Origin of the sequence: Selenomonas sputigena ATCC 35185 (assembly GCF_000208405.1) — a bacterium.
Taxonomy (GTDB): Bacteria; Bacillota; Negativicutes; order Selenomonadales; family Selenomonadaceae; genus Selenomonas; species Selenomonas sputigena.
Genome location: NC_015437.1, coordinates 1257635 through 1275803, shown reverse-complemented (window position 1 = coordinate 1275803; position 18169 = coordinate 1257635). Strand labels below are relative to the sequence as shown.

The 18169-nt window shown below is 56.2% G+C and carries 19 protein-coding genes; all 19 read right to left on the bottom strand.

The window, feature by feature from the left end; genetic code table 11:
- Positions 1-12: 12 nt before the first annotated feature.
- The gene (locus SELSP_RS05760) at positions 13-1662 is read right to left on the bottom strand and encodes a putative manganese-dependent inorganic diphosphatase (protein WP_013740791.1); all 1650 of its coding nucleotides are present in this window, start codon (positions 1660-1662) and stop codon (positions 13-15) included.
- Positions 1663-1757: 95 nt separating this feature from the next.
- Positions 1758-2393: a SagB/ThcOx family dehydrogenase gene (locus SELSP_RS05755; RefSeq protein ID WP_006192377.1), complete on the bottom strand. Its 636-nt coding sequence runs from the start codon at positions 2391-2393 to the stop codon at positions 1758-1760.
- A complete protein-coding gene (gene hisIE / locus SELSP_RS05750) occupies positions 2386-3093 on the bottom strand; it encodes a bifunctional phosphoribosyl-AMP cyclohydrolase/phosphoribosyl-ATP diphosphatase HisIE (RefSeq protein WP_006192378.1) in 708 nt (235 codons plus the stop codon). Before hisIE ends, SELSP_RS05755 begins: the two co-directional genes overlap by 8 nt.
- Positions 3090-3848 (bottom strand): imidazole glycerol phosphate synthase subunit HisF, encoded by a 759-nt coding sequence (hisF, locus tag SELSP_RS05745; protein WP_006192379.1) that lies wholly within the window; start codon positions 3846-3848, stop codon positions 3090-3092. The genes hisIE and hisF overlap by 4 nt, the downstream gene beginning before the upstream one ends.
- A gap of 1 nt (position 3849) precedes the next feature.
- Positions 3850-4581, bottom strand: a complete 732-nt coding sequence (hisA, locus tag SELSP_RS05740; RefSeq protein WP_006192380.1) for a 1-(5-phosphoribosyl)-5-[(5-phosphoribosylamino)methylideneamino]imidazole-4-carboxamide isomerase — start codon at positions 4579-4581, stop codon at positions 3850-3852.
- Positions 4582-4592: 11 nt separating this feature from the next.
- Positions 4593-5213 carry an imidazole glycerol phosphate synthase subunit HisH gene (hisH, locus tag SELSP_RS05735; RefSeq protein WP_006192381.1) on the bottom strand — a complete coding sequence of 207 codons (621 nt, stop codon included), beginning with the start codon at positions 5211-5213 and terminating at the stop codon, positions 4593-4595.
- A 10-nt stretch (positions 5214-5223) separates the two neighbouring features.
- Positions 5224-5808, bottom strand: coding sequence for an imidazoleglycerol-phosphate dehydratase HisB (hisB, locus tag SELSP_RS05730; protein ID WP_006192382.1), 585 nt, complete (start codon positions 5806-5808; stop codon positions 5224-5226).
- Position 5809: 1 nt separating this feature from the next.
- Complete coding sequence (hisD, locus tag SELSP_RS05725) at positions 5810-7159, bottom strand: histidinol dehydrogenase (protein ID WP_006192383.1); 1350 nt, start codon at positions 7157-7159, stop codon at positions 5810-5812.
- A complete protein-coding gene (gene hisG, locus SELSP_RS05720) occupies positions 7156-7824 on the bottom strand; it encodes an ATP phosphoribosyltransferase (protein WP_006192384.1) in 669 nt (222 codons plus the stop codon). The genes hisD and hisG overlap by 4 nt, the downstream gene beginning before the upstream one ends.
- Before the next feature lie 90 nt (positions 7825-7914).
- Entirely contained in the window at positions 7915-8439 is a 525-nt protein-coding gene (locus SELSP_RS05715) for an HD domain-containing protein (protein WP_013740790.1), read from the bottom strand.
- Positions 8436-9620 carry an ATP phosphoribosyltransferase regulatory subunit gene (hisZ, locus tag SELSP_RS05710; RefSeq protein WP_013740789.1) on the bottom strand — a complete coding sequence of 395 codons (1185 nt, stop codon included), beginning with the start codon at positions 9618-9620 and terminating at the stop codon, positions 8436-8438. The genes SELSP_RS05715 and hisZ overlap by 4 nt, the downstream gene beginning before the upstream one ends.
- Entirely contained in the window at positions 9607-9945 is a 339-nt protein-coding gene (locus SELSP_RS05705) for a YerC/YecD family TrpR-related protein (RefSeq protein WP_013740788.1), read from the bottom strand. The genes hisZ and SELSP_RS05705 overlap by 14 nt, the downstream gene beginning before the upstream one ends.
- Positions 9946-10119: 174 nt before the next feature.
- Entirely contained in the window at positions 10120-11403 is a 1284-nt protein-coding gene (locus SELSP_RS05700) for an S-layer homology domain-containing protein (RefSeq protein ID WP_006192389.1), read from the bottom strand.
- A 39-nt stretch (positions 11404-11442) separates the two neighbouring features.
- Positions 11443-12774, bottom strand: a complete 1332-nt coding sequence (locus tag SELSP_RS05695) for an MATE family efflux transporter (protein WP_013740787.1) — start codon at positions 12772-12774, stop codon at positions 11443-11445.
- 139 nt (positions 12775-12913) lie between these two features.
- Positions 12914-13894, bottom strand: coding sequence for an ABC transporter ATP-binding protein (locus SELSP_RS05690; protein WP_006192391.1), 981 nt, complete (start codon positions 13892-13894; stop codon positions 12914-12916).
- The gene (locus SELSP_RS05685) at positions 13884-14672 is read right to left on the bottom strand and encodes an ABC transporter ATP-binding protein (RefSeq protein ID WP_006192392.1); all 789 of its coding nucleotides are present in this window, start codon (positions 14670-14672) and stop codon (positions 13884-13886) included. Before SELSP_RS05685 ends, SELSP_RS05690 begins: the two co-directional genes overlap by 11 nt.
- Before the next feature lie 18 nt (positions 14673-14690).
- Positions 14691-16250 carry an ABC transporter substrate-binding protein gene (locus SELSP_RS05680; RefSeq protein WP_006192393.1) on the bottom strand — a complete coding sequence of 520 codons (1560 nt, stop codon included), beginning with the start codon at positions 16248-16250 and terminating at the stop codon, positions 14691-14693.
- Between the two features lie 41 nt (positions 16251-16291).
- Positions 16292-17104 (bottom strand): nickel transporter permease, encoded by an 813-nt coding sequence (gene nikC, locus SELSP_RS05675; RefSeq protein ID WP_006192394.1) that lies wholly within the window; start codon positions 17102-17104, stop codon positions 16292-16294.
- Positions 17101-18045: a nickel ABC transporter permease gene (gene nikB / locus SELSP_RS05670; protein ID WP_013740786.1), complete on the bottom strand. Its 945-nt coding sequence runs from the start codon at positions 18043-18045 to the stop codon at positions 17101-17103. Before nikB ends, nikC begins: the two co-directional genes overlap by 4 nt.
- Positions 18046-18169: the final 124 nt, after the last annotated feature.

The following is an 18169-nucleotide window of genomic DNA, read 5'->3' as shown; positions in this document are numbered from 1 at the left end:
CTTTTACAGCTCTCACTGCTTTTTGATCAATTTGACGGCTTCCGAAAGGGGCGGGATGATCTGCTTCTTGCGCGACATGACGCCGGGCAGATAGATGTGCGTGCCGCTGGCATCCTTGTGGAACGCCTCGCCGATCAACGTCTTGGGCGATCCCGTGTAGAGCAGATACGTCCCTTCGGCGATGATGTCCGTGACCATGACGAGGCTCATGTCGTAGCCTTCCTTCTTGCAGACGTCCGCCATGCTCTTGACAATTTCCGCCTCGATATCCATGACTTCCTTCGTGTCCATGACGGAAATCTGGCTGACGATGATGCGGTAATCGCCAATCTGGAATTCCTTCATATCGTTCTTGGTGATTTCCAAGGGCGACATGTTGCCGATGCCCGATCCCGCCTTGAGCATTGCCATGCCATATTCCATGATATCGACGCCGGCAATCTCCGCCAGACGTTCCGCCGTCTTCTTGTCGTATGGCGTGCAAGTCGGCGACTTGAAGAGCACCGTATCGGAAAGAATCGCCGAGAGGAGCAGACCTGCGATCGACGGCGGGATGTCAACATCTCTGTGCCAGTGCATGTTCGCCACGATCGTCGCCGTGCAGCCCACAGGCTCTTGACGCGTGAAAATCGGCTCGCTCGTCTGGATGCCGCCGAGACGGTGGTGATCGATGATCTCAAGAATCTTCGCCTCCTCGATGCCCTCGACTGCCTGTCCGCGCTCATTGTGATCAACCAAGATGACGCGCTCGCGCTCCGGTACCATGAGCATGTCCTTGCTCACGAGCCCGACGAGCTTGCCATTTTCCACGACGGGATAATTGCGGTAGCTGTACTGCTCCATCGTTCCCTTGATGTCGCTCAGGAGGTCGAGCGGCTTGAAGGCGACGATTTCGTCCTGCATGATGCGCTTGACGGGGACGCACTGGTTGATGAGCCGCGCACAAGTATAGGTGTCATAGGGCGTGTTGATGATGAGCATGTGGCGCTCCTCGGCTTCCTCGATGACGCTCGGCGACACCCTGCCGTTGCCCGTGACGATCATGCAGTCGATTCCCTGCTTCAGGCAGTCAATCAGAGTCTCGTCCCTGCGGTCACCGATGAGGACGACGTCGTGCTCCTTGACGACATCCTGAATCATGCTGATGCTGCCCGCCGCGATGCGCACATTGCCGCGAATCTTGCCGCCCTCATCGCCGTTGACGATGACCTCACCGTCAATGACGCGGATCACATCGCGGAAGGAGACGCCCGCGTCGGCGAGATTCTGCATGCTGAGTTCCTTGAAATAGCGCTGCGCGAGGTCGCTGACGGTCACGATGCCAATGAGCCGCTCGTCCTTATCGACGACGGGAACCGACTTCAGATCGTTTTCACGCATGATTTCACCGAGATGACGCAAGCTGTCCGTTTCCTTGACGACAGTCTTGCAGTCGAGCGTGATATCCTTCACGCGCGGATAGAGATCGGTGATGAGAAGCGGCTGTTCCACATGGAAGTGGTTCAGAGCAAATTTCGTCTCCTCGTTGACCTTTCCCGCACGCGCCGGCACAACATTCTCGCCCATCGCCTGCTTCAGATGCGCATAGCCGATTGCGGAGCAGATGGAATCCGTGTCCGGATTGCGATGCCCTATCGTATAGATCGGTTTCGTATTTTTCATCGAAAAGAAGCCTCCCGTTTTCAGATGATATATGATGATTTCCATTATATCCTACGATACACACGAAAAGCAAGCCCGCATCGGCAAGATAGAAATCATATCTTGCCGATGCAGGCCGCATGTACGATCTTTTTCTCCTCACCGTCGAGCAGGAGCGAGTGATGCAGCATCGCCTCATCGAATCGGCCGACGGCGCACGCGCCCAAGCCCAGTGCCTCAGCCGTCAGATAGAAATTCTGCCCGATATGACCGACATCAAGATAGATGTACTCGTAGACCTTGCGCCCGTACGTGCGAATGCCGCGCACAACGTCTGCGACCCAGAAGAAGATTGCCGCGCTTTGACGCACCATTGCCTGTTGCTCGAAGGCGGTGAGCATTTCCTCTGGAGCATCTTCAGAAAGAGTCAAACGCTTCAGTGCATGTTCCACAGGCATAAATTGATAAAAGTCTGTGGGCACATTTTCTACATTCTGCAGATACAACAGGGTTGTCAACGGATGGAGCGCCGCTGCCGACGGGACATTGCGCAGCGTGCGCCCTCCTTGTGCGATCATCTTGACGCCCTGCGTGCACCATAAGAGATAAGAAAGCTCCTGCAAGGACAGAGCCTCCGCCGTGTACTGCCTACGGCTTGCGCGAAGTTCAATAAGCTCCAGGAAGTTGATTTCCCGGTCAGGCAGGAGGTCAGGTTCGGGCAGCTGCAGGACATCGCCCTTTTCCTCACACATCGGGACGCACGCCGTCCTTTCCTGTGAATTGGTGGTAGCTGCCGCCGCTCCTGCGGTTCATAAGCTCGACGAAGAGTTCATCGGGCACGATGTTGTGGAACGCGAGAAGCACGAGGCAGTGATACCAGAGATCGCCCATCTCGTAAAGGATGTCGCTCTTTTCCATATTCTTTGAGGCGATGATGGTCTCTGCCGCTTCTTCGCCTACCTTTTTCAAGATCTTGTCCTGTCCCTTGTCGAAGAGATAATTCGTGTAGGAACCTTCAACGGGATGAACGCGCCGCTCCTGGATGACATGATAAACGGCATTGAGCACTTCTGCGAGCGAAGTCTGCGGCTCGTCGCCGATGACGGCGACGCCCTTCTCGTCCTTGCCCAGCCTGCGTCCGCTGAAGCACGAGTATGTGCCCGTATGGCACGCGACGCCCGCCTGATGCACGCGCACGAGAAGCGTGTCTCCGTCGCAGTCGTAGGAGATTTCCTTGACCTGCTGCACGTTGCCCGAAGTCTCCCCCTTGCGCCAGAGCTTCTTGCGCGAGCGGCTGTAGAACCATGTGAAGCCTGTTTCCAAAGTTTTCTTCAGCGATTCCTCATTCATGTAGGCGAGCATGAGAACCTCGCCGTTTTCCTCCTGCACGATGGCGGGGACAAGACCTTTTTCGTCAAAATGTATCATGGAAATATCAATCGAAGTATTCATAATCTGACCTCCACTCCACGATTCTTCAGATAATCCTTGACTTCCCTTATGGTAAATTCGCCATAGTGGAAAACCGAAGCGGCAAGGACGGCGTCCGCCTTCCCTTCCGTCAGTACATCATAAAAATGAGAGAGCTTCCCCGCGCCGCCCGAGGCGATGACGGGCACAGGGACGCTTTCAGAAACAGCGCGCGTCAACGCGATGTCGTAGCCATCCTTCGTGCCGTCAGCGTCCATGCTCGTCAAAAGGATTTCTCCTGCGCCCAAAGCGACGCCCTTCTTCGCCCAGGCAAGGCAGTCCATGCCTGTCGGCGTCCTGCCGCCATTGATGTAGACCTCCCACTCGTTTTCCCCGCTCTTTCGCGCGTCGATGGCGAGGACGATGCACTGCCTGCCAAAGCGCTCCGCGCCGAGGCGCAGAACCTCGGGATCTTTCACGGCGGCCGTGTTGAAGGACACCTTGTCCGCACCCGACTTCAACAGCCTGCGGATATCCTCGGGCGTGCGTATGCCGCCGCCGACGGTGAACGGGATGAACATCTCGGAGGCGCAGGCCTTGGCCACTTGGACGATGGTCGAACGCTCCTCGTGCGACGCCGTAATGTCGAGGAACACCAGCTCGTCCGCCCCTTCTTTGTCATAGCGTGCCGCCAGCTCGACGGGATCGCCCGCATCGCGCAGACCGACGAAGTTCGTACCCTTGACGACGCGCCCGTTTTTGACATCGAGGCAGGGAATGATGCGCTTCGTATACATTTTACCCCTCCTGGCCGGCGATTTCAATGGCTTCCTGCAAGTCAAGCGCCCCCGTATAGATGGATTTGCCGACGATCACGCCGCAGACGCCATCGGCTTCCAACGCCTTCAGGCGACGGATGTCATCGAGAGAATTTACACCGCCCGAAGCGATGACCGCTGCGCCGCTCTCCTTGGCGAGCGCGATCGTCGCCTCCGCGTTCACGCCCGACAATGTTCCGTCACGAGAAATGTCGGTGTAGATGATGGTGCGAACGCCTGCATTGACCATGCGCTTTGCCAACTCGCCCGCTTCCACTTCGCCGGAAACGCCCCAGCCATCGACGGCGACGATGCCGTCCTTGGCGTCGATACCAACGATGATGCGCTCCTCGTACTTTTGGCAGGCCTCTTTCACAAGCGCGGGATCCTGCACCGCCACGGAGCCGAGGATCACGCGACTCACACCGAGAGCCAGCACCTCTTCGATGTTTTCGAGCGAACGGATGCCGCCGCCAAGTTCAACAGGGATGTCTACAGTCCCCAGGATGCGCTCTACCGCAGCGAGATTCATCGGCTTCTTCGCCAGAGCGCCGTCCAAGTCGACAAGGTGCAGGAAGCGTGCGCCGGCGCTCTGCCACTTCATCGCCATTTCCTCAGGATGATCCGAAAAAACCGTCTCCTGGGCAAAGTCCCCCTTGAACAAGCGCACGCATTTTCCATTTCTTATATCAATCGCCGGAATGATGAGCATTCTCCCGCCCCCTAAGCATTCACAAAATTCTTCAGGATCGCGCTGCCGACCGCTCCCGATTTCTCGGGATGGAACTGGACGGCCTGAACATTGTCCTTCGCTACTGCCGCCGTCAGGCATTCGCCGTACATCGCCTGCGCCGTGATGATCTGAGGCTCTTCGGGCACAGCATGATAGCTGTGAACGAAGTAGACGTAAGAACCTGCACGGATGCCGCGGAAAAGGCCAATGCCCGGCTGCCCCTCATGACGTTCCGCAAAATCCAAGGAGTTCCATCCCATGTGCGGAATCTTCAGCCCAGGCGCCTCGATGCGGCGCACCCTGCCGGAAAAGACGCCAAGTCCTGCAGCGTGTGGCGATTCATCGCTGCCTTCGAAAAGGATCTGCAGGCCGACGCAGATGCCAAGAAGCGGCTTTCCCGCTTCTATCTCATGCCGTATCACAGGGATCAACCCCGTCGCTTCCAGACGCTTCATGCAGTCGCCGAATGCGCCCACACCCGGCAGGACGAGCTTCTCCGCCACCGCAATTCGTTCTGCATCGTGCGTGACCTCCACTTCTGCACCACTATGGAGGAGCGCTTTTTCCACGCTGAAGAGGTTTCCTACGCCGTAATCAATGACCGCAATCATGCAAATCCTCCTATAAAACACCCTTGCTCGACGGCACGCCTTTGACGCGCGGATCCTTGGCGACGGCAAGGCGCAGCGCATGAGCGAGCGCCTTGAAGATCGCTTCGATCTTATGGTGCGTATTCCTGCCATAGAGCACCTTGGCATGAAGCGTGATGCCGGCATTGAAGGCAAAGGCACGCAAAAACTCCTCCGTCAGCTCCGTATCGTAGCTGCCGACGACGGGCGTCATCTCGCCCCCATCGTAGACGAGGTATGCCCTGCCGCTGATGTCGAGCGTCACGAAGGCGAGCGCTTCATCCATAGGCAAGTAGAACGACCCGTAGCGTGCAATGCCCGCCTTGTCGCCCAGAGCCTCGCGAAATGCCTGTCCCAAGGCGATGCCGATGTCCTCGACGGAATGATGTCCGTCCACCTCGGTATCGCCATGACAAAGGATGTCCAGGTCAAAAAGTCCATGTACGGCGAAAAGGGTCATCATGTGGTCGAAGAAGCCGATTCCCGTATTGATGGAGCACTTGCCTGTGCCGTCAAGGCCGATGCGAAGCGCGATTTCCGTTTCATTTGTCTTTCTCTTGACCTCGGCTTGGCGCATGTCAGTCCTTCCTCTCCTTGCTGCGCAGACGTACGGCATTGGCATGGGCGTGCAGCCCCTCCGCCTCCGCCAGACGTATGATGTCCGCCTCCACATCATGCAGGGCGTCCTTCGTATAGGAAATGATGCTCGTGCGCTTCATGAAGGTCTCGACGTTGAGCACGGAATAGAATCTCGCCGTGCCGCCCGTCGGCAATACATGGTTGGGACCCGCGAAGTAATCGCCCAAGGGTTCCGGAGAATATGCGCCGAGGAAAACGGCTCCCGCATGGCGCACATAGGGCAGAAGCTCGAACGGCTGCTTCGTCAGAAGTTCCATGTGCTCAGGCGCGGAAATGTTCGCGTATTCCAATGCTTCCATGATGTCATCGGCGATGACGATGAGACCGTTGTTCTCGATGGACGCTCTGGCGATATTTTCCCTCGGCAGCCCTTTCAGCTGTTCCTCCAGCAGAGCCTCGACCTCATGCGCGAGCTTTGCGCTCGTCGTGATGAGGATGCTTGACGCCAGAGTGTCATGCTCCGCCTGACTCAGCATATCGGCTGCCGTATAGGCGGGATCTGCCGTCTCGTCGGCGACGATGAGGATCTCGCTCGGGCCGGCGAGCATGTCGATGTCACAATGGCCGTAAACAGCTTTCTTCGCGAGCGTGACGAAGATGTTGCCGGGACCCGTGATCTTGTCGACGCGCGGAATCGTCGCAGTGCCGTACGCCATGGCGGCGATTGCTTGTGCGCCGCCGATCTTGTAGACCTTGGACACGCCCGCAATCTTCGCCGCAAGAAGCACATAGGGATTGATCTTGCCGTTTTTCGGCGGCACCATCATGATGATCTCGCCGACGCCTGCGACGGCAGCCGGAACAGCGTTCATCAAGACGGAGGACGGATACGCCGCCGTGCCGCCCGGCACATAGATGCCCGCGCGGTCGAGCGGAATCAGCGACTGCCCGAGAATTGAGCCTTTTTCACGGTACGTCAGCCATGAATTTGCTTTTTGTTCTTCGTGGTAGCTGCGCACATTGTGCGCGGCTCTTTGTAGCGATGCGACGATTGCCGGGTCTGCATTTTTTTCCGCTTCGGCAAATTCCTCTTCCGACACTTGAAAATCTTCGGGGGAAAAATCCGTGCCGTCGATGAGCTTCGTGTACTTGATGACGGCTTCATCGCCATGACGGCGCACGTCCTCGACGATGCGCACGGCGACTTCCGCCGCCGTGAGATCGGCGCCGAAGATCTTTCGGTTCGCCTCGCGAATCTTTGGATTGAGCTGCACCTCATCGAAGGGCGGCTTCACCAAGAGCTTCCGTATTTTATCTTTACCGAGCTCTTTTGCCGATACAATCTTCATGATTTTGCTTCCCCGCTTTCCAACGCACTGCGCAAATCTTCGACCAGGCGGTAGATCCGCTCAAACTTCAGCTTGTAGCTCACGCGATTGACGATGAGCCGCGCCGTCGCATCCATGATGTGCGCGATTTCCTCAAGATTGTTCTCCTTGAGCGTCGTGCCCGTTTCCACAATGTCCACGATGCTCTCGGAAAGCCCGACCAAGGGACCAAGCTCGATGGATCCATTGAGCTTGATGTATTCCATCTGCATGCCTTTTTTTGTAAAAAACTGCTCCGCTATATGAGGAAACTTCGTAGCGACGCGCGTATGCGCATAGTCGGCGAGCTTTGCTCTCCTCTGCGCTTTATCGACCGCCATCATCAGATGGCACTTGCCAAAGCCGAGGTCGAGGACTTCATAAACGTCCTTTTCCGCTTCCGCGAGGACATCCTTGCCAATGACGCCGATGTCCGCCGCACCGTATTCGACATACGTCGGCACGTCCGCCGTCTTCGCGACGATGAAGCGAATCTTCTTTTCCTCATTGGAAATGATGAGCTTGCGCGATTTCTCTTCCAGTCCCTCCGCCGTATAGCCGACGCGGGAAAAAAGCTCTTTGGACAGCCCAAAAAGCTTGCCCTTCGGAAAAGCAATCGTCAAGTAGTCCTTTCCGTTTATATCCATCAATTACACCTCGAATCACTAAGGAAGCGCTGATAAAACGAGATCGCCCGGAAGTGTGAAGACGGGCGGCTGAATTTATCAGTGCTTTCACTAATTCAGACTGTCCGCCTGCCGCAGCAACTGCAGTTCCATCGAATCTTCGGCTGTGGGCGAAGCGTGGTGCAGACGCACGACGGACGCTTCCCTGCTGCATCCCAAGAGACGCAATTTCTCACTGCCGATTTCGGCATGATGATAATAGACGTAAAGTGCATGACGCCAAAAACCGAAGATGCCATCGCGCGAGACAGTCGCATGACGGTGCGAAAAATGCGGCAGAAAGCGGTTCAGGAGAACGACGGCGACCTTTCCCCAAAGGCCGAGGTCGCCTTTCACGCGCCCCACATCGTGCAGGAGAGCGATGCGCACGAGAAAAATTTCGTCCACGCCGTTTTTTTTGTGTGCCAATTCCAATGCCGTATACGCCGTATGAAGCGCATGACGCTGATCGATGAGGTCCATCGCATAGAACAGCACACGCTCCCCTTCGTCAAGAAACCGGCGCACAAAAGCATGATCGCTTTCATTCAGATGCGCTGTGAGGGCATGGAGGAATTGCAGAACCCTCTGTTTCATGAAATGTAGATGAGCTCTTTATAGCCCTTGGATTTTCTGTACTCGTCGGCCTTCTGCTCTGCCTGCGCCTGAAACGCCGTTTCGCATGTCTTCCCCTGCTCACGCAGTTTCCTTGCCTCTTGCAGCGCTTCGGGCAGTTTGTCGTGTGCATAGGCGATGTAGCAGTCTTTGGATGGCAGGATTCGCTTTTGACTCTGACGCTCCTTTGCAAGAAGCAGGCGCTCGATGCCCAGCGCGAAACCCGTGGCGGGGCAAGGATTGCCGAAGCCCGCAAGCAGTTGGTCGTAGCGCCCGCCGCCGCATATAGGATAGCCCATCCCCGGGGCGTACGCCTCGAACACCATCCCCGTATAATAATTCAAGTCGCGAATCACACCGAGATCGAAAGAGACGTATTCGGCGACGCCGTATTCCTGCAACAGGCGATAAATCTCCGACAGATTGTCGAGCGCCCTTCGCCCTTGCTCGTTCAATACAATACTGTAGGCTTCGTGCAGGACATCCTTCTTTCCGTGCAGCGTGGGAATTCGCTTCATGCCCTCCTTTGCCGCAGCGGGAAGATCCGTTTCCTCCACGATTGCGGCAAGCTCTACGAGATCGTGCCGCTCCAGGGCAAATGTGACGCGCTCCTGCTGCGTCTCGGTGAAGTGCATCTGGCGCATCATGCCGCCGATGAAGTCGACCTGCCCGAGGCAGACTTGAAAATCCTGCAGCCCTGCCGCGCGGATGCCTTCGATGGCCAAGGCGATGACCTCGGCATCAGCCGCGACGGCGCTTGTGCCAATGAGCTCAACGCCGCCTTGATTGAATTCGCACTGCCGCCCCGCCTGCGCCTGCTCCGAGCGGAAAACGTTGCTGATATAGGCAAGTTTCAGCGGCAGAGATTCCTCCCTCATGCGGCTCGCGACAAGACGCGCGATGGGCGTCGTCATCTCGTGGCGCAGCGCCAGTGTCCTGTTGTCCTGAGCGAAGAGTTTGAACATCTGCGGTTCCAGGCAGCGCCCATTTCCCATCGTCAAGGTGTCAAGGTACTCGATAGCAGGCGTCGCGATCTCATCGTAGCCCCAGAGACGAAAAAGCCCCATGAGTGCCGCTTCCACATGGCGCTTTTCCTGCGCCTCCTGCGGCATGAGATCCCGCGTTCCGTAGGGAATCCCAAAAATCCATTCATTTTCGGACATCTTCATCCACCTCTTGCCTATTTTTTTCGTCCTTTTTCTGCCGCATTCTCTCGAGCACAAGTTCGTAGCCGTCGGCGCCGTAATTCAGGCAGCGCTTTACGCGGCTGATCGTCGCCGTACTGGCTCCCGTTCGCTCCACAATCGCATCGTATGTATTCCCCCGCCGCAGCATGGACGCCACTTCGAGTCGCTGTGCCATCGCCTTGAGCTCGGCGACCGTGCAAATGTCCTCAAAAAAAGCATAGCTTTCCTCTGTATTGCGCAGGAGCAAGACTGCCGCCATAAGCTGATCGCTCAACTCATTGCGCAGCTTTTCATTGATCATACCCATCCCGTCCTTTTTGTTGAAGCAGCAGATTCTTTAGTGCTTTACTCTGTGAAAACGATTTTATTATAGCATTGATTTTTATATGCTGCAAGTAATTCCTGCAAACACAGACAAAAATTCGAGAGGCGGTGAAAATCGCCTCTCGAATTTTTGTCTATGCGATATGGGGAATCAGAAGAAGTAGCGGATGCGGGACCAGAGTTTCTTTACATCTCGCCCATTGTCCACGATATTCTCGCCATCAAAGTAGGCAACATAGCCGACGATGTTCTTCGCGAACGTATACTCGCCACCGACTTCCCAGCCCTTCCAGCTGGCCTCAGCCCCCGAGAACGTCGGCGCGACGACGCTCATGTTGCCGAGATGACGGTAGGCAGCGTAAAGGCCGAAGGAGCCGTGGTCAGCCTTCGAAGCGCCCTTGTACCTAAGCTCGGCATTGTAGTTGCGGTTGAACTTCTTGTCGAGGTCGCCCTTCGTGTTCTCTCCATAGTACCCGCTGAGCTTGACATTCTTGTCAAATTTGTAGCTCGCGCCGACGCCCCAGATGCCAAGATCGTTGCTGCCGTATCTTTTCGTTTCGGGAGTATAGTTTTCGGTATCAACTCCTCCGATATGGACGTACTCTCCCGTGATGTCAAATTTGCTGCTCGGGCGGAAGGTCAGCGCCGCCTTGCCGAAGTCGCCAGTCGATTTGAAAGGATAAATATCTGAGCCATCAGGCGTATAGCGAGCAACAAACCTGCCCTTGCCGATACGGCCTCCCGTCAGAACCGCCGTGACCTTGTCGCCCGCATAGGTGACCTGTCCGCCGGAGATACTGTCATCCAAGATGACGCCCTGCTCCGTCCACACAGGAAACATGCCTGCTTCAATCGTCCATGCGCCGTAGTGACCTTCGACATTCGCCTGCTTGAGCTGCATCGAACCTGCCGTATCGGTCTTCATATCAGCGCGGCCGTCGATTCGAGCGCGCACGAGCCAGTGATCGTTGATTGTGGCGACGGGCTTCAAGCGAAGTTCCAAACGGTTCATAGAAGAATCCGATCCATCATGGAACATCGTCTTTTTAGCCGTGTAGCGCATCTCGCCGCCCCACTTCACGTTGTCGATGCGGTCTTCAAGGTTGGCGACGCGCACGCCGAGGTTGCTGAGCTCTGCGGAGAACTCGGCTGCGAGGCGGTCAATCATTGCCTTCTGCTGTGCATTGGCCTGATCTTCCTTCGCCATTGCCTTGGCGACCATCTGCGCCATCTCATAGCGCGTGATCTCATTCTCGCCGCGATACGTGCCGTCGCCATAGCCCTCGATGACGCCTTCATCAGCAAGCTCAGCCACGGCATCGTAGGCCCAATGATCCCTAGGCACATCGGCGAAGGGATTCGCCGCCGCAAAGGCGGAAACTGTCGTGCAGGAAAGTGCCGCAGCAAGCGCTGCCGTCAAAAACTTCTTGTTCATGAATGAAATTCCTCCTAAATGTTTCATAAATAAATCATGTTAATCCTTGCCCATCAGCTCTGCGACACGCACGCGCCGTACGAGGAAGCCCGATGCCGCTGCGCGTAAGCATTGGTCAAAGGCGAGCGCAATCCATGCGCCCAAGATGCCAAGCCCCATGCCATAGAGCAGGAATGCAGTGAAGATGGGACGCAGAAAAGTCACGCTGACAAAGTAGCACATCGCCACCTGACCCGTTTTGCCGCTGCCGCGCAGGACGCCGGCAAAAATCAGCGCCAAGGCCTCAGGGAAGCTCACTGCAGCCACGAAGAGCATGATGGGCGTTCCCATGGTGATGACCGCAGGATCGCGGTCGTAGAAACCGATGATGGAAGTTGGGAAAACTGCCGTCAATACTGCGGCGAGCAGAGAGAATGCCAGCCCCCACCGGACGCCTGCACGCAGGTAGGCGCGCCAGCCGTGTATGCGGCGTGCGCCGCAGGACTGGCCGGCAAGCACCATGCTCGCCTTTCCCATACCTTGAGCAAAGCCATAGTAAAGGTCGCAGAAATTCATGCAGATGCTGTGTACGGCGAAGGGAATCGTACCAAGTTCCACAGCCATGCGCGAATAAAGCACCATGCCGACGCGCTCGCAGCCCATCTCGCCGAAAATTCCGGCGAAGAGGCGGCCAAATTCTCGCAAGAATGGCAGATCGGGAAGAATCTTCTGCACTTCACGAAAGATTCCCAGGCGAAAAAGCGCGACGAGCGTAGCAAGGAAAGCAAATAACGAGCCTAGAAGCGTAGCAATTGCCGCGCCCTCGACGCCAAGCGCCGGAAATGGCCCGAGACCGAAAATCAGGAATGCATTGCCTATGACATTGATGACATTGCTCGTCACATTGACAGCAAGCACGAGCGCCGTATTGCCGAAGCCGATGAGCACTGCCTGCAGAAGTGTCGCCATGGACAGAAAGAAGACTGCCGCAACGGCAATCGCCGCATAGCTGTGTGCAAGAGCGAAATACTCCTCTTTTGCTCCCATGAGGAGAAGCACATCGTCTACGAAGAGAAAGGCTGCAAAGTGCATGACAGCAAGAACCGGCATCGTGATGAACACCGAATGCAGAAGAGCCTCCCCCGCTTCTTGCCGTCTTCCCGCCCCGACATGACGTGCCACCAAGAGCACGATCACGGAGGCAAAGGAACGCGCAACGGTCAGAAGCACCATGCGCGGCTGCTCGAAGACGCCGATTGCCGCAATGGACAGCGTGCCCAAGGCGCCGACCATGACGAGATCCGCCATGCCCAAGAGATTCATGAATACGCCTTCCATGGCGGCAGGCATAGCGATTGCGAGATACTTGCGATCGTGAGCGGTCAATGTCATAAATCGTCCCAAGCCCCTTTGCTTCCAGCTCGTCACATAATTACCGTTGCTGATTATACAACAAAGCCTTCCTTGCAACAAGACGATAATAAAAATCTTTTTCTTTTTAAGAATATCATCGTCAACTGCACGATTCGTTTCAGGCGCCCTTTGTCTCTTCTTGATCTTGTGCAAAAAGGTGACATGCTACGATATGACCCGGTGCAAGCTCCCTGCGCTGAGGCTTCTTTTCCTTGCAGACCGGCATGCACTTGTCACAGCGATTCTGAAAAGGACAGCCCTTGGGCACATCGAGCGGACTTGGAATCTCGCCGCGAAGAAGCTGAACGTCCGCCTTGCCCTTGGGCTGCAGCGGAAAGACCGACTTCATCAAGGCCTGCGTATAGGGATGCTTCGCCTCAGGCAGATCCTTTGCGCGCAGGATTTCGACGACATTGCCTAGATACATGACGACGACGCGGTGCGTGAGCAACGCGACGAGCGCCAGGTCATGGCAGATGAAGAGGATGGAGATGCCCTTCTCCTTCTGCAGTTTTGCCAGAAGTTCGACGACCTTTCCCTGCACGGAGACGTCGAGCGCACTCGTCGCCTCATCGCAGACGAGGATTTCCGGCTCAAGCGCCAGCGCACGTGCAATGCCGACGCGCTGCCTCTGCCCGCCGCTCATATTGCCGGGATAACGCTCGGCAAATTCTGCGGGAAGTTCGACGAGGTTCAATAGCTCCTTCGCCTTTTCCGCTGCACTCGTCTTCAAAAGTCCGAAGTTGCGCAAAGGTTCGGCAAGGATGTCCTTGATCTTCATCTTGGGATTGAACGCCGTACCGGGGTCTTGAAAGACCATCTGGATGTTGCGGCGATTCTGCCGCGCTTCTTCTCCCGTAAGAGATGTGATTTCCTTGTTCTGAAAGAAAATCTTGCCCTCCGTCGGCTTATGAAGCTGCATGAGCGTCTTGACCAGCGTACTCTTGCCGCAGCCGCTCTCGCCCACGATGCCGAGAGTTTCCCCCTTGCACAGGGAGAAACTCACATCATCGCAGGCCGTGAGCGCACGGCCGTCAGCTGTGGGGAAACGCTTCGTGATATGCTCGATGCGCAGGACTTCTTCGTTTTTAACTGGCATACGACATACCCCCGATCTGCGGCACGGAATGCAGGAGTTCCTTCGTGTAGTTCGCCTGCGGGTTTTCGATGATCGCCTCAGACGTTCCCTCTTCCACGACGTGCCCGTTCTGCATGACCATGATCTTGTCCGACATATAGGTGGCAACGCCTAGGTTGTGCGTGACGAGGATGATGGCCGTGCCGTCCTCGCGGCAGATTTTCATCAGTTCCTTGACCACCTGCGCCTGTGTCGTGACGTCGAGTGCCGAAGTCGGCTCATCTGCCAAGAGGAGCTGCGGCCGAAAGAACATCGCCATGGCGACGCCGACACGCTGGCGCATGCCGCCTGAAAGCTCAAAGGGAAAGCTGTCCATGATGGTATCGGGGTTCGGAAGCTGCATCTTGTCCAGCATTTCCTTCGCCTCTTTTTCCGCCTTCTGTGGGTCCATCGAGCTGTGCTCCAGGATGTACTCGACAAACTGGCTGCCAATCGTGCGTATGGGATTCATCATGCTGCCGCTGTCCTGAAAAATCATCGAGATGTTGCGCCCGCTGATGTCGCGCCACATCTTCGGCGTATTTTCCAGCATGTTCACGCCGGAAAAAATGATCTCGCCTTCATTCACGCGCCCCTCGTGGGGGAGGCAGCCCAAGATCGCGCGTATGACGCTGGTCTTGCCGCTGCCGCTCTCGCCCACGAGTGACAACACTTCACCGGAATCGAGGGAAAAACTTATGCCATGCACCATCTCGGTGCCGGCATATTGGATATGGAGGTTCTTGACCTCAAGAAGCATATCGTTCTTCCTTTCTCCTTACTTCGCCGGGCGAATCTTGTTCGTGATCCAATAGTAATCGGACGGATACATCGTCGCACCCGTGATCTTCGTCGAGCTGATGATGTTCGTCTCAGGATAGCCGAGGAAGAGCGCAGCTGCATCGTTCAAGAGGATCTGCTGCATCTCGATCATGAGCTGACGGCGCTTCGCCGGATCAAACTCGACAGCAAGAGCCGCGCACTTTGCATCGTACTCGGGGTTGCTGTAGCCCGAACCGTTCTGCTGGTTGTCGCCGTCCTTGTTCGTGCGCCAGTACCAGTTGAGATAAATCTCGGGATCGCCCGTATTTGCCGTGATGATATTGGAAATCAGCAGGTCATACTCGCCGTTGATACCGATCTTGTCGAGCAGATTGTAGTCGACCGTCTTCACCTTGATGTCAAAACCGATCTTCTTGCCGTCCGCCTGCACGGCTTCCGCATAGATCGGCAGTTCGGCGCGGCTGTTGTAGATGATGAAGTCGACGCTCAGAGGCTTGCCGTCCTTGTCGCGGATGCCGTCGCCGTCCGTATCCTTCCAGCCTGCCTCATCAAGCAGCTTCTTGGCACGCTCGATATCGTAGTGGTTGGGGTCGGAAAGCTGATCAAAACCATAATCAAGGGAAGGAGGAACAGGAGCCTTGCCTTCGATGAAGGTGCCCTTCAAGATCACTTCGTTGTACGATTTGCGGTCACACATGCTGATGAACGCAGCGCGAACCTTGGGATCGCCGAGGATGCCCTTTTCGTTGATGCGCGCGAGCACCGTGCGCAGCGAGGCAATCTTGTCGACATGATACTTGCTCGTATCGTTGAACAAGCCAACGTCGCCCGGGGCGATGTTCACAGCCATGTCCACTTCACCGGACTGGAGCGCCATGGCGCGCGTATTCGGATCGTCGATCGAAGGAATCTCCACCGTTTCGAACGGCACCTCGCCGTCCCAGTAATTGGGATTCTTCTTCATGACTGCCTTTTCCTTGACGAAGGATTCGCAGACGTAAGGCCCCGTGCAGATCGGTCCCTGCTTTGCAAAGTCGCGATCCTTTTCCGCCGACACATCGACGATGAGGAAGAGCGGGTCGGCGAGGTAGCCGGGCATACTCGGCGCCGGCTTGTCCGTCGTGATGATGAGATTCTGTCCTTCCGCCTTCATCTCCGTGTACTTGAAGAACGTCGCGGCGCGCGTGTTCTTGGCAAAGGCGCGCTCGATGGAGGCCTTGACAGCCTCTGCCGTCAGCGGGTTCCCGTTCGAGAACTTCACGCCGTCGCGGATCTTGAACGTCCACGTGAGCTTGTCGTCGCTGATCGTCCATTTCTCTGCGAGCCACGGCTGGATGTTCATCTTCTCATCAAACTTCGTCAGCGTCTCGCCCATACCGTAGCGCATGACGACCCAGCCGAAAGCATTTTCCGTCGGCTCAAGAGAGTCCGCGAAGTTCGTCACGCCGACGCGCAAGGTATCCTTCGAAGCCTCTTTGCCGCCGCAGCCTGCGAATACCGCCACGGACAAACACGCCGCCATGGCAACAGAAAGCAACTTCTTCCACTTTTTCATTAAATTTCAGCCTCCTAAAATCATAAGACATCGTAAAACCATCAGCTTGCCTTGTTTGGATCAAGCCAATCGCGCAGCGCATCTCCCCACAGATTGAACACGGCGACGACGAGGACGATGGCGGCGCCGGGGAACAGCATGAGCCACGGCGCCGTCTGCAGTGCCTGCCTGCCTTCGTTGAGCATGAGTCCCCATTCCGGCGTCGGCGGCTGCGCGCCAAAGCCTAGGAACGAAAGACCTGCCAGCTCCATCATCATCGCCCCGATATCGACGGCTGCCGTCACCAGTATGATGGAAAGGATATTGGGCGCGATATGGCGGAAAAACATCTGCACGGGACGCGTGCCGTTCGTCACAGCCGCCGCGATATAATCCTGCTGGCGCACCTTCAGCGTCATGCTGCGCGCCAGGCGTGCATACTTCGTCCAACCGACGGCGACAAGAGCGAGGATGGCATTGACCACGCTGCCGCCCATCATGCCCGCAATGGCAATCGCCAGCACGATGCCCGGAAAGGCGAGGAACATATCGGCAAGGCGCATGATGATCGTATCCACCTTGCCGCCGACATAGCCGGCAACGACGCCGATGGCAGAGCCGATGCCGGCGATGAGGATGACGACCGTCAAAGACATGAACACCGATATGCGCGCGCCGTAAATCACGCGCGTAAAGAGATCGCGCCCGAGTTTATCCGTTCCGAACCAATGCTCGGCGGAAGGCGGCAGAAATGCCTGCTGCATCGACGACTCATAGGGATCCTGCGTCAAGATGAAGGGCGCGAGAAGCGCTGTGAGGAAGATCAACCCTGCCAATATGGAATAGAAGCGCAGGAGCTTTGCGTCCTTGCTCATGGCCTCTCCCCCTTCTTCAGGCGCGGATCAAGATACACATAGGACAGATCCACAAGGAAGTTGACTACCATGTAGAAGATGGCTGTCCAGAGAACGAATCCCTCCAACAACGGATAGTCTCGCATCTCGATCGCCCGCACCGCCAGGCGGCCTATGCCGGGCCAGCCGAAGACGATCTCGACGATCGCCACACCGCCCAAGAGCCAGCCTAGAGCCAAACCGAAGAGCGTGATGAGCGGCAAAAACGCATTGGGCAGCACATGGCGCCACAGAATGCGCTGCATGGACAGACCGCGAGCCTTGGCGCCGATGACGTAATCCTGACTGAACTCTTCGAGCACGGCGATACGCACCTGCCTCGTATACTTGGAAGACAGGAGGATCGCCAGGGTTGCAGACGGAAGAATCAACCCTTCCAGAGTGACCTCGCCGCCCGAAATCGGGAACAGTCCCAATTTCAAACCGAAGACGAAGAGAAGCAGCAAGCCGACCCAGAAGCTTGGCATCGAAACGCCGAGAAAGGACACGCCGCGAATCAAATAATCCGGCCAACGGTTGCGATATAAAGCTGCGATGACTCCGCAAGGCACAGAAACGACGAGCATCATCAAGGTTGCTGTTCCTGCCAGAAGCAGCGTGCCGAGAAGATTCTGCTCAAGCTTTTCGGCAACCGGCATCTTGGCGGAATAGCTCATGCCCATATCGCCATGCAGCAAGCCGGAAAGCCAGTGCAGATACTGCTCATGGAAGGGACGGTCAAGCCCCAATTCGTGACGTGTCTTTTCGATAGTTTCCTGCGACACCATCGTATCGCCAGTCTCCAGGATCATCTCTACAGGATCACCGGGAGCGAGATACGTCAGACCGAATGTCAAGAATGTAACGCCCAAAAGCGTGATGAGCATCTGACACAGGCGACGTATCAAATCTTTTCCTTTCAATGCAATACCTCATCTCCTTAAAAATCATATAAAAAAGACATTTGCGACCGAATCCTCAGAATCGGTCTCTATAAGGAAACGCCCAGCTATCCGGCATTTCCATAAAAAAACGCATGTCCGTCAA

What these genes read in the sequence shown, in the direction of transcription:
- SELSP_RS05760 (WP_013740791.1), bottom strand. Translation starts at nt 1,662, where the DNA reads ATGAAAAATACGAAACCGATCTATACGATAGGGCATCGCAATCCGGAC.
- SELSP_RS05755 (WP_006192377.1), bottom strand. Translation starts at nt 2,393, where the DNA reads ATGTGTGAGGAAAAGGGCGATGTCCTGCAGCTGCCCGAACCTGACCTC.
- hisIE (WP_006192378.1), bottom strand. Translation starts at nt 3,093, where the DNA reads ATGAATACTTCGATTGATATTTCCATGATACATTTTGACGAAAAAGGT.
- hisF (WP_006192379.1), bottom strand. Translation starts at nt 3,848, where the DNA reads ATGTATACGAAGCGCATCATTCCCTGCCTCGATGTCAAAAACGGGCGC.
- hisA (WP_006192380.1), bottom strand. Translation starts at nt 4,581, where the DNA reads ATGCTCATCATTCCGGCGATTGATATAAGAAATGGAAAATGCGTGCGC.
- hisH (WP_006192381.1), bottom strand. Translation starts at nt 5,213, where the DNA reads ATGATTGCGGTCATTGATTACGGCGTAGGAAACCTCTTCAGCGTGGAA.
- hisB (WP_006192382.1), bottom strand. Translation starts at nt 5,808, where the DNA reads ATGCGCCAAGCCGAGGTCAAGAGAAAGACAAATGAAACGGAAATCGCG.
- hisD (WP_006192383.1), bottom strand. Translation starts at nt 7,159, where the DNA reads ATGAAGATTGTATCGGCAAAAGAGCTCGGTAAAGATAAAATACGGAAG.
- hisG (WP_006192384.1), bottom strand. Translation starts at nt 7,824, where the DNA reads ATGGATATAAACGGAAAGGACTACTTGACGATTGCTTTTCCGAAGGGC.
- SELSP_RS05715 (WP_013740790.1), bottom strand. Translation starts at nt 8,439, where the DNA reads ATGAAACAGAGGGTTCTGCAATTCCTCCATGCCCTCACAGCGCATCTG.
- hisZ (WP_013740789.1), bottom strand. Translation starts at nt 9,620, where the DNA reads ATGTCCGAAAATGAATGGATTTTTGGGATTCCCTACGGAACGCGGGAT.
- SELSP_RS05705 (WP_013740788.1), bottom strand. Translation starts at nt 9,945, where the DNA reads ATGATCAATGAAAAGCTGCGCAATGAGTTGAGCGATCAGCTTATGGCG.
- SELSP_RS05700 (WP_006192389.1), bottom strand. Translation starts at nt 11,403, where the DNA reads ATGAACAAGAAGTTTTTGACGGCAGCGCTTGCTGCGGCACTTTCCTGC.
- SELSP_RS05695 (WP_013740787.1), bottom strand. Translation starts at nt 12,774, where the DNA reads ATGACATTGACCGCTCACGATCGCAAGTATCTCGCAATCGCTATGCCT.
- SELSP_RS05690 (WP_006192391.1), bottom strand. Translation starts at nt 13,894, where the DNA reads ATGCCAGTTAAAAACGAAGAAGTCCTGCGCATCGAGCATATCACGAAG.
- SELSP_RS05685 (WP_006192392.1), bottom strand. Translation starts at nt 14,672, where the DNA reads ATGCTTCTTGAGGTCAAGAACCTCCATATCCAATATGCCGGCACCGAG.
- SELSP_RS05680 (WP_006192393.1), bottom strand. Translation starts at nt 16,250, where the DNA reads ATGAAAAAGTGGAAGAAGTTGCTTTCTGTTGCCATGGCGGCGTGTTTG.
- nikC (WP_006192394.1), bottom strand. Translation starts at nt 17,104, where the DNA reads ATGAGCAAGGACGCAAAGCTCCTGCGCTTCTATTCCATATTGGCAGGG.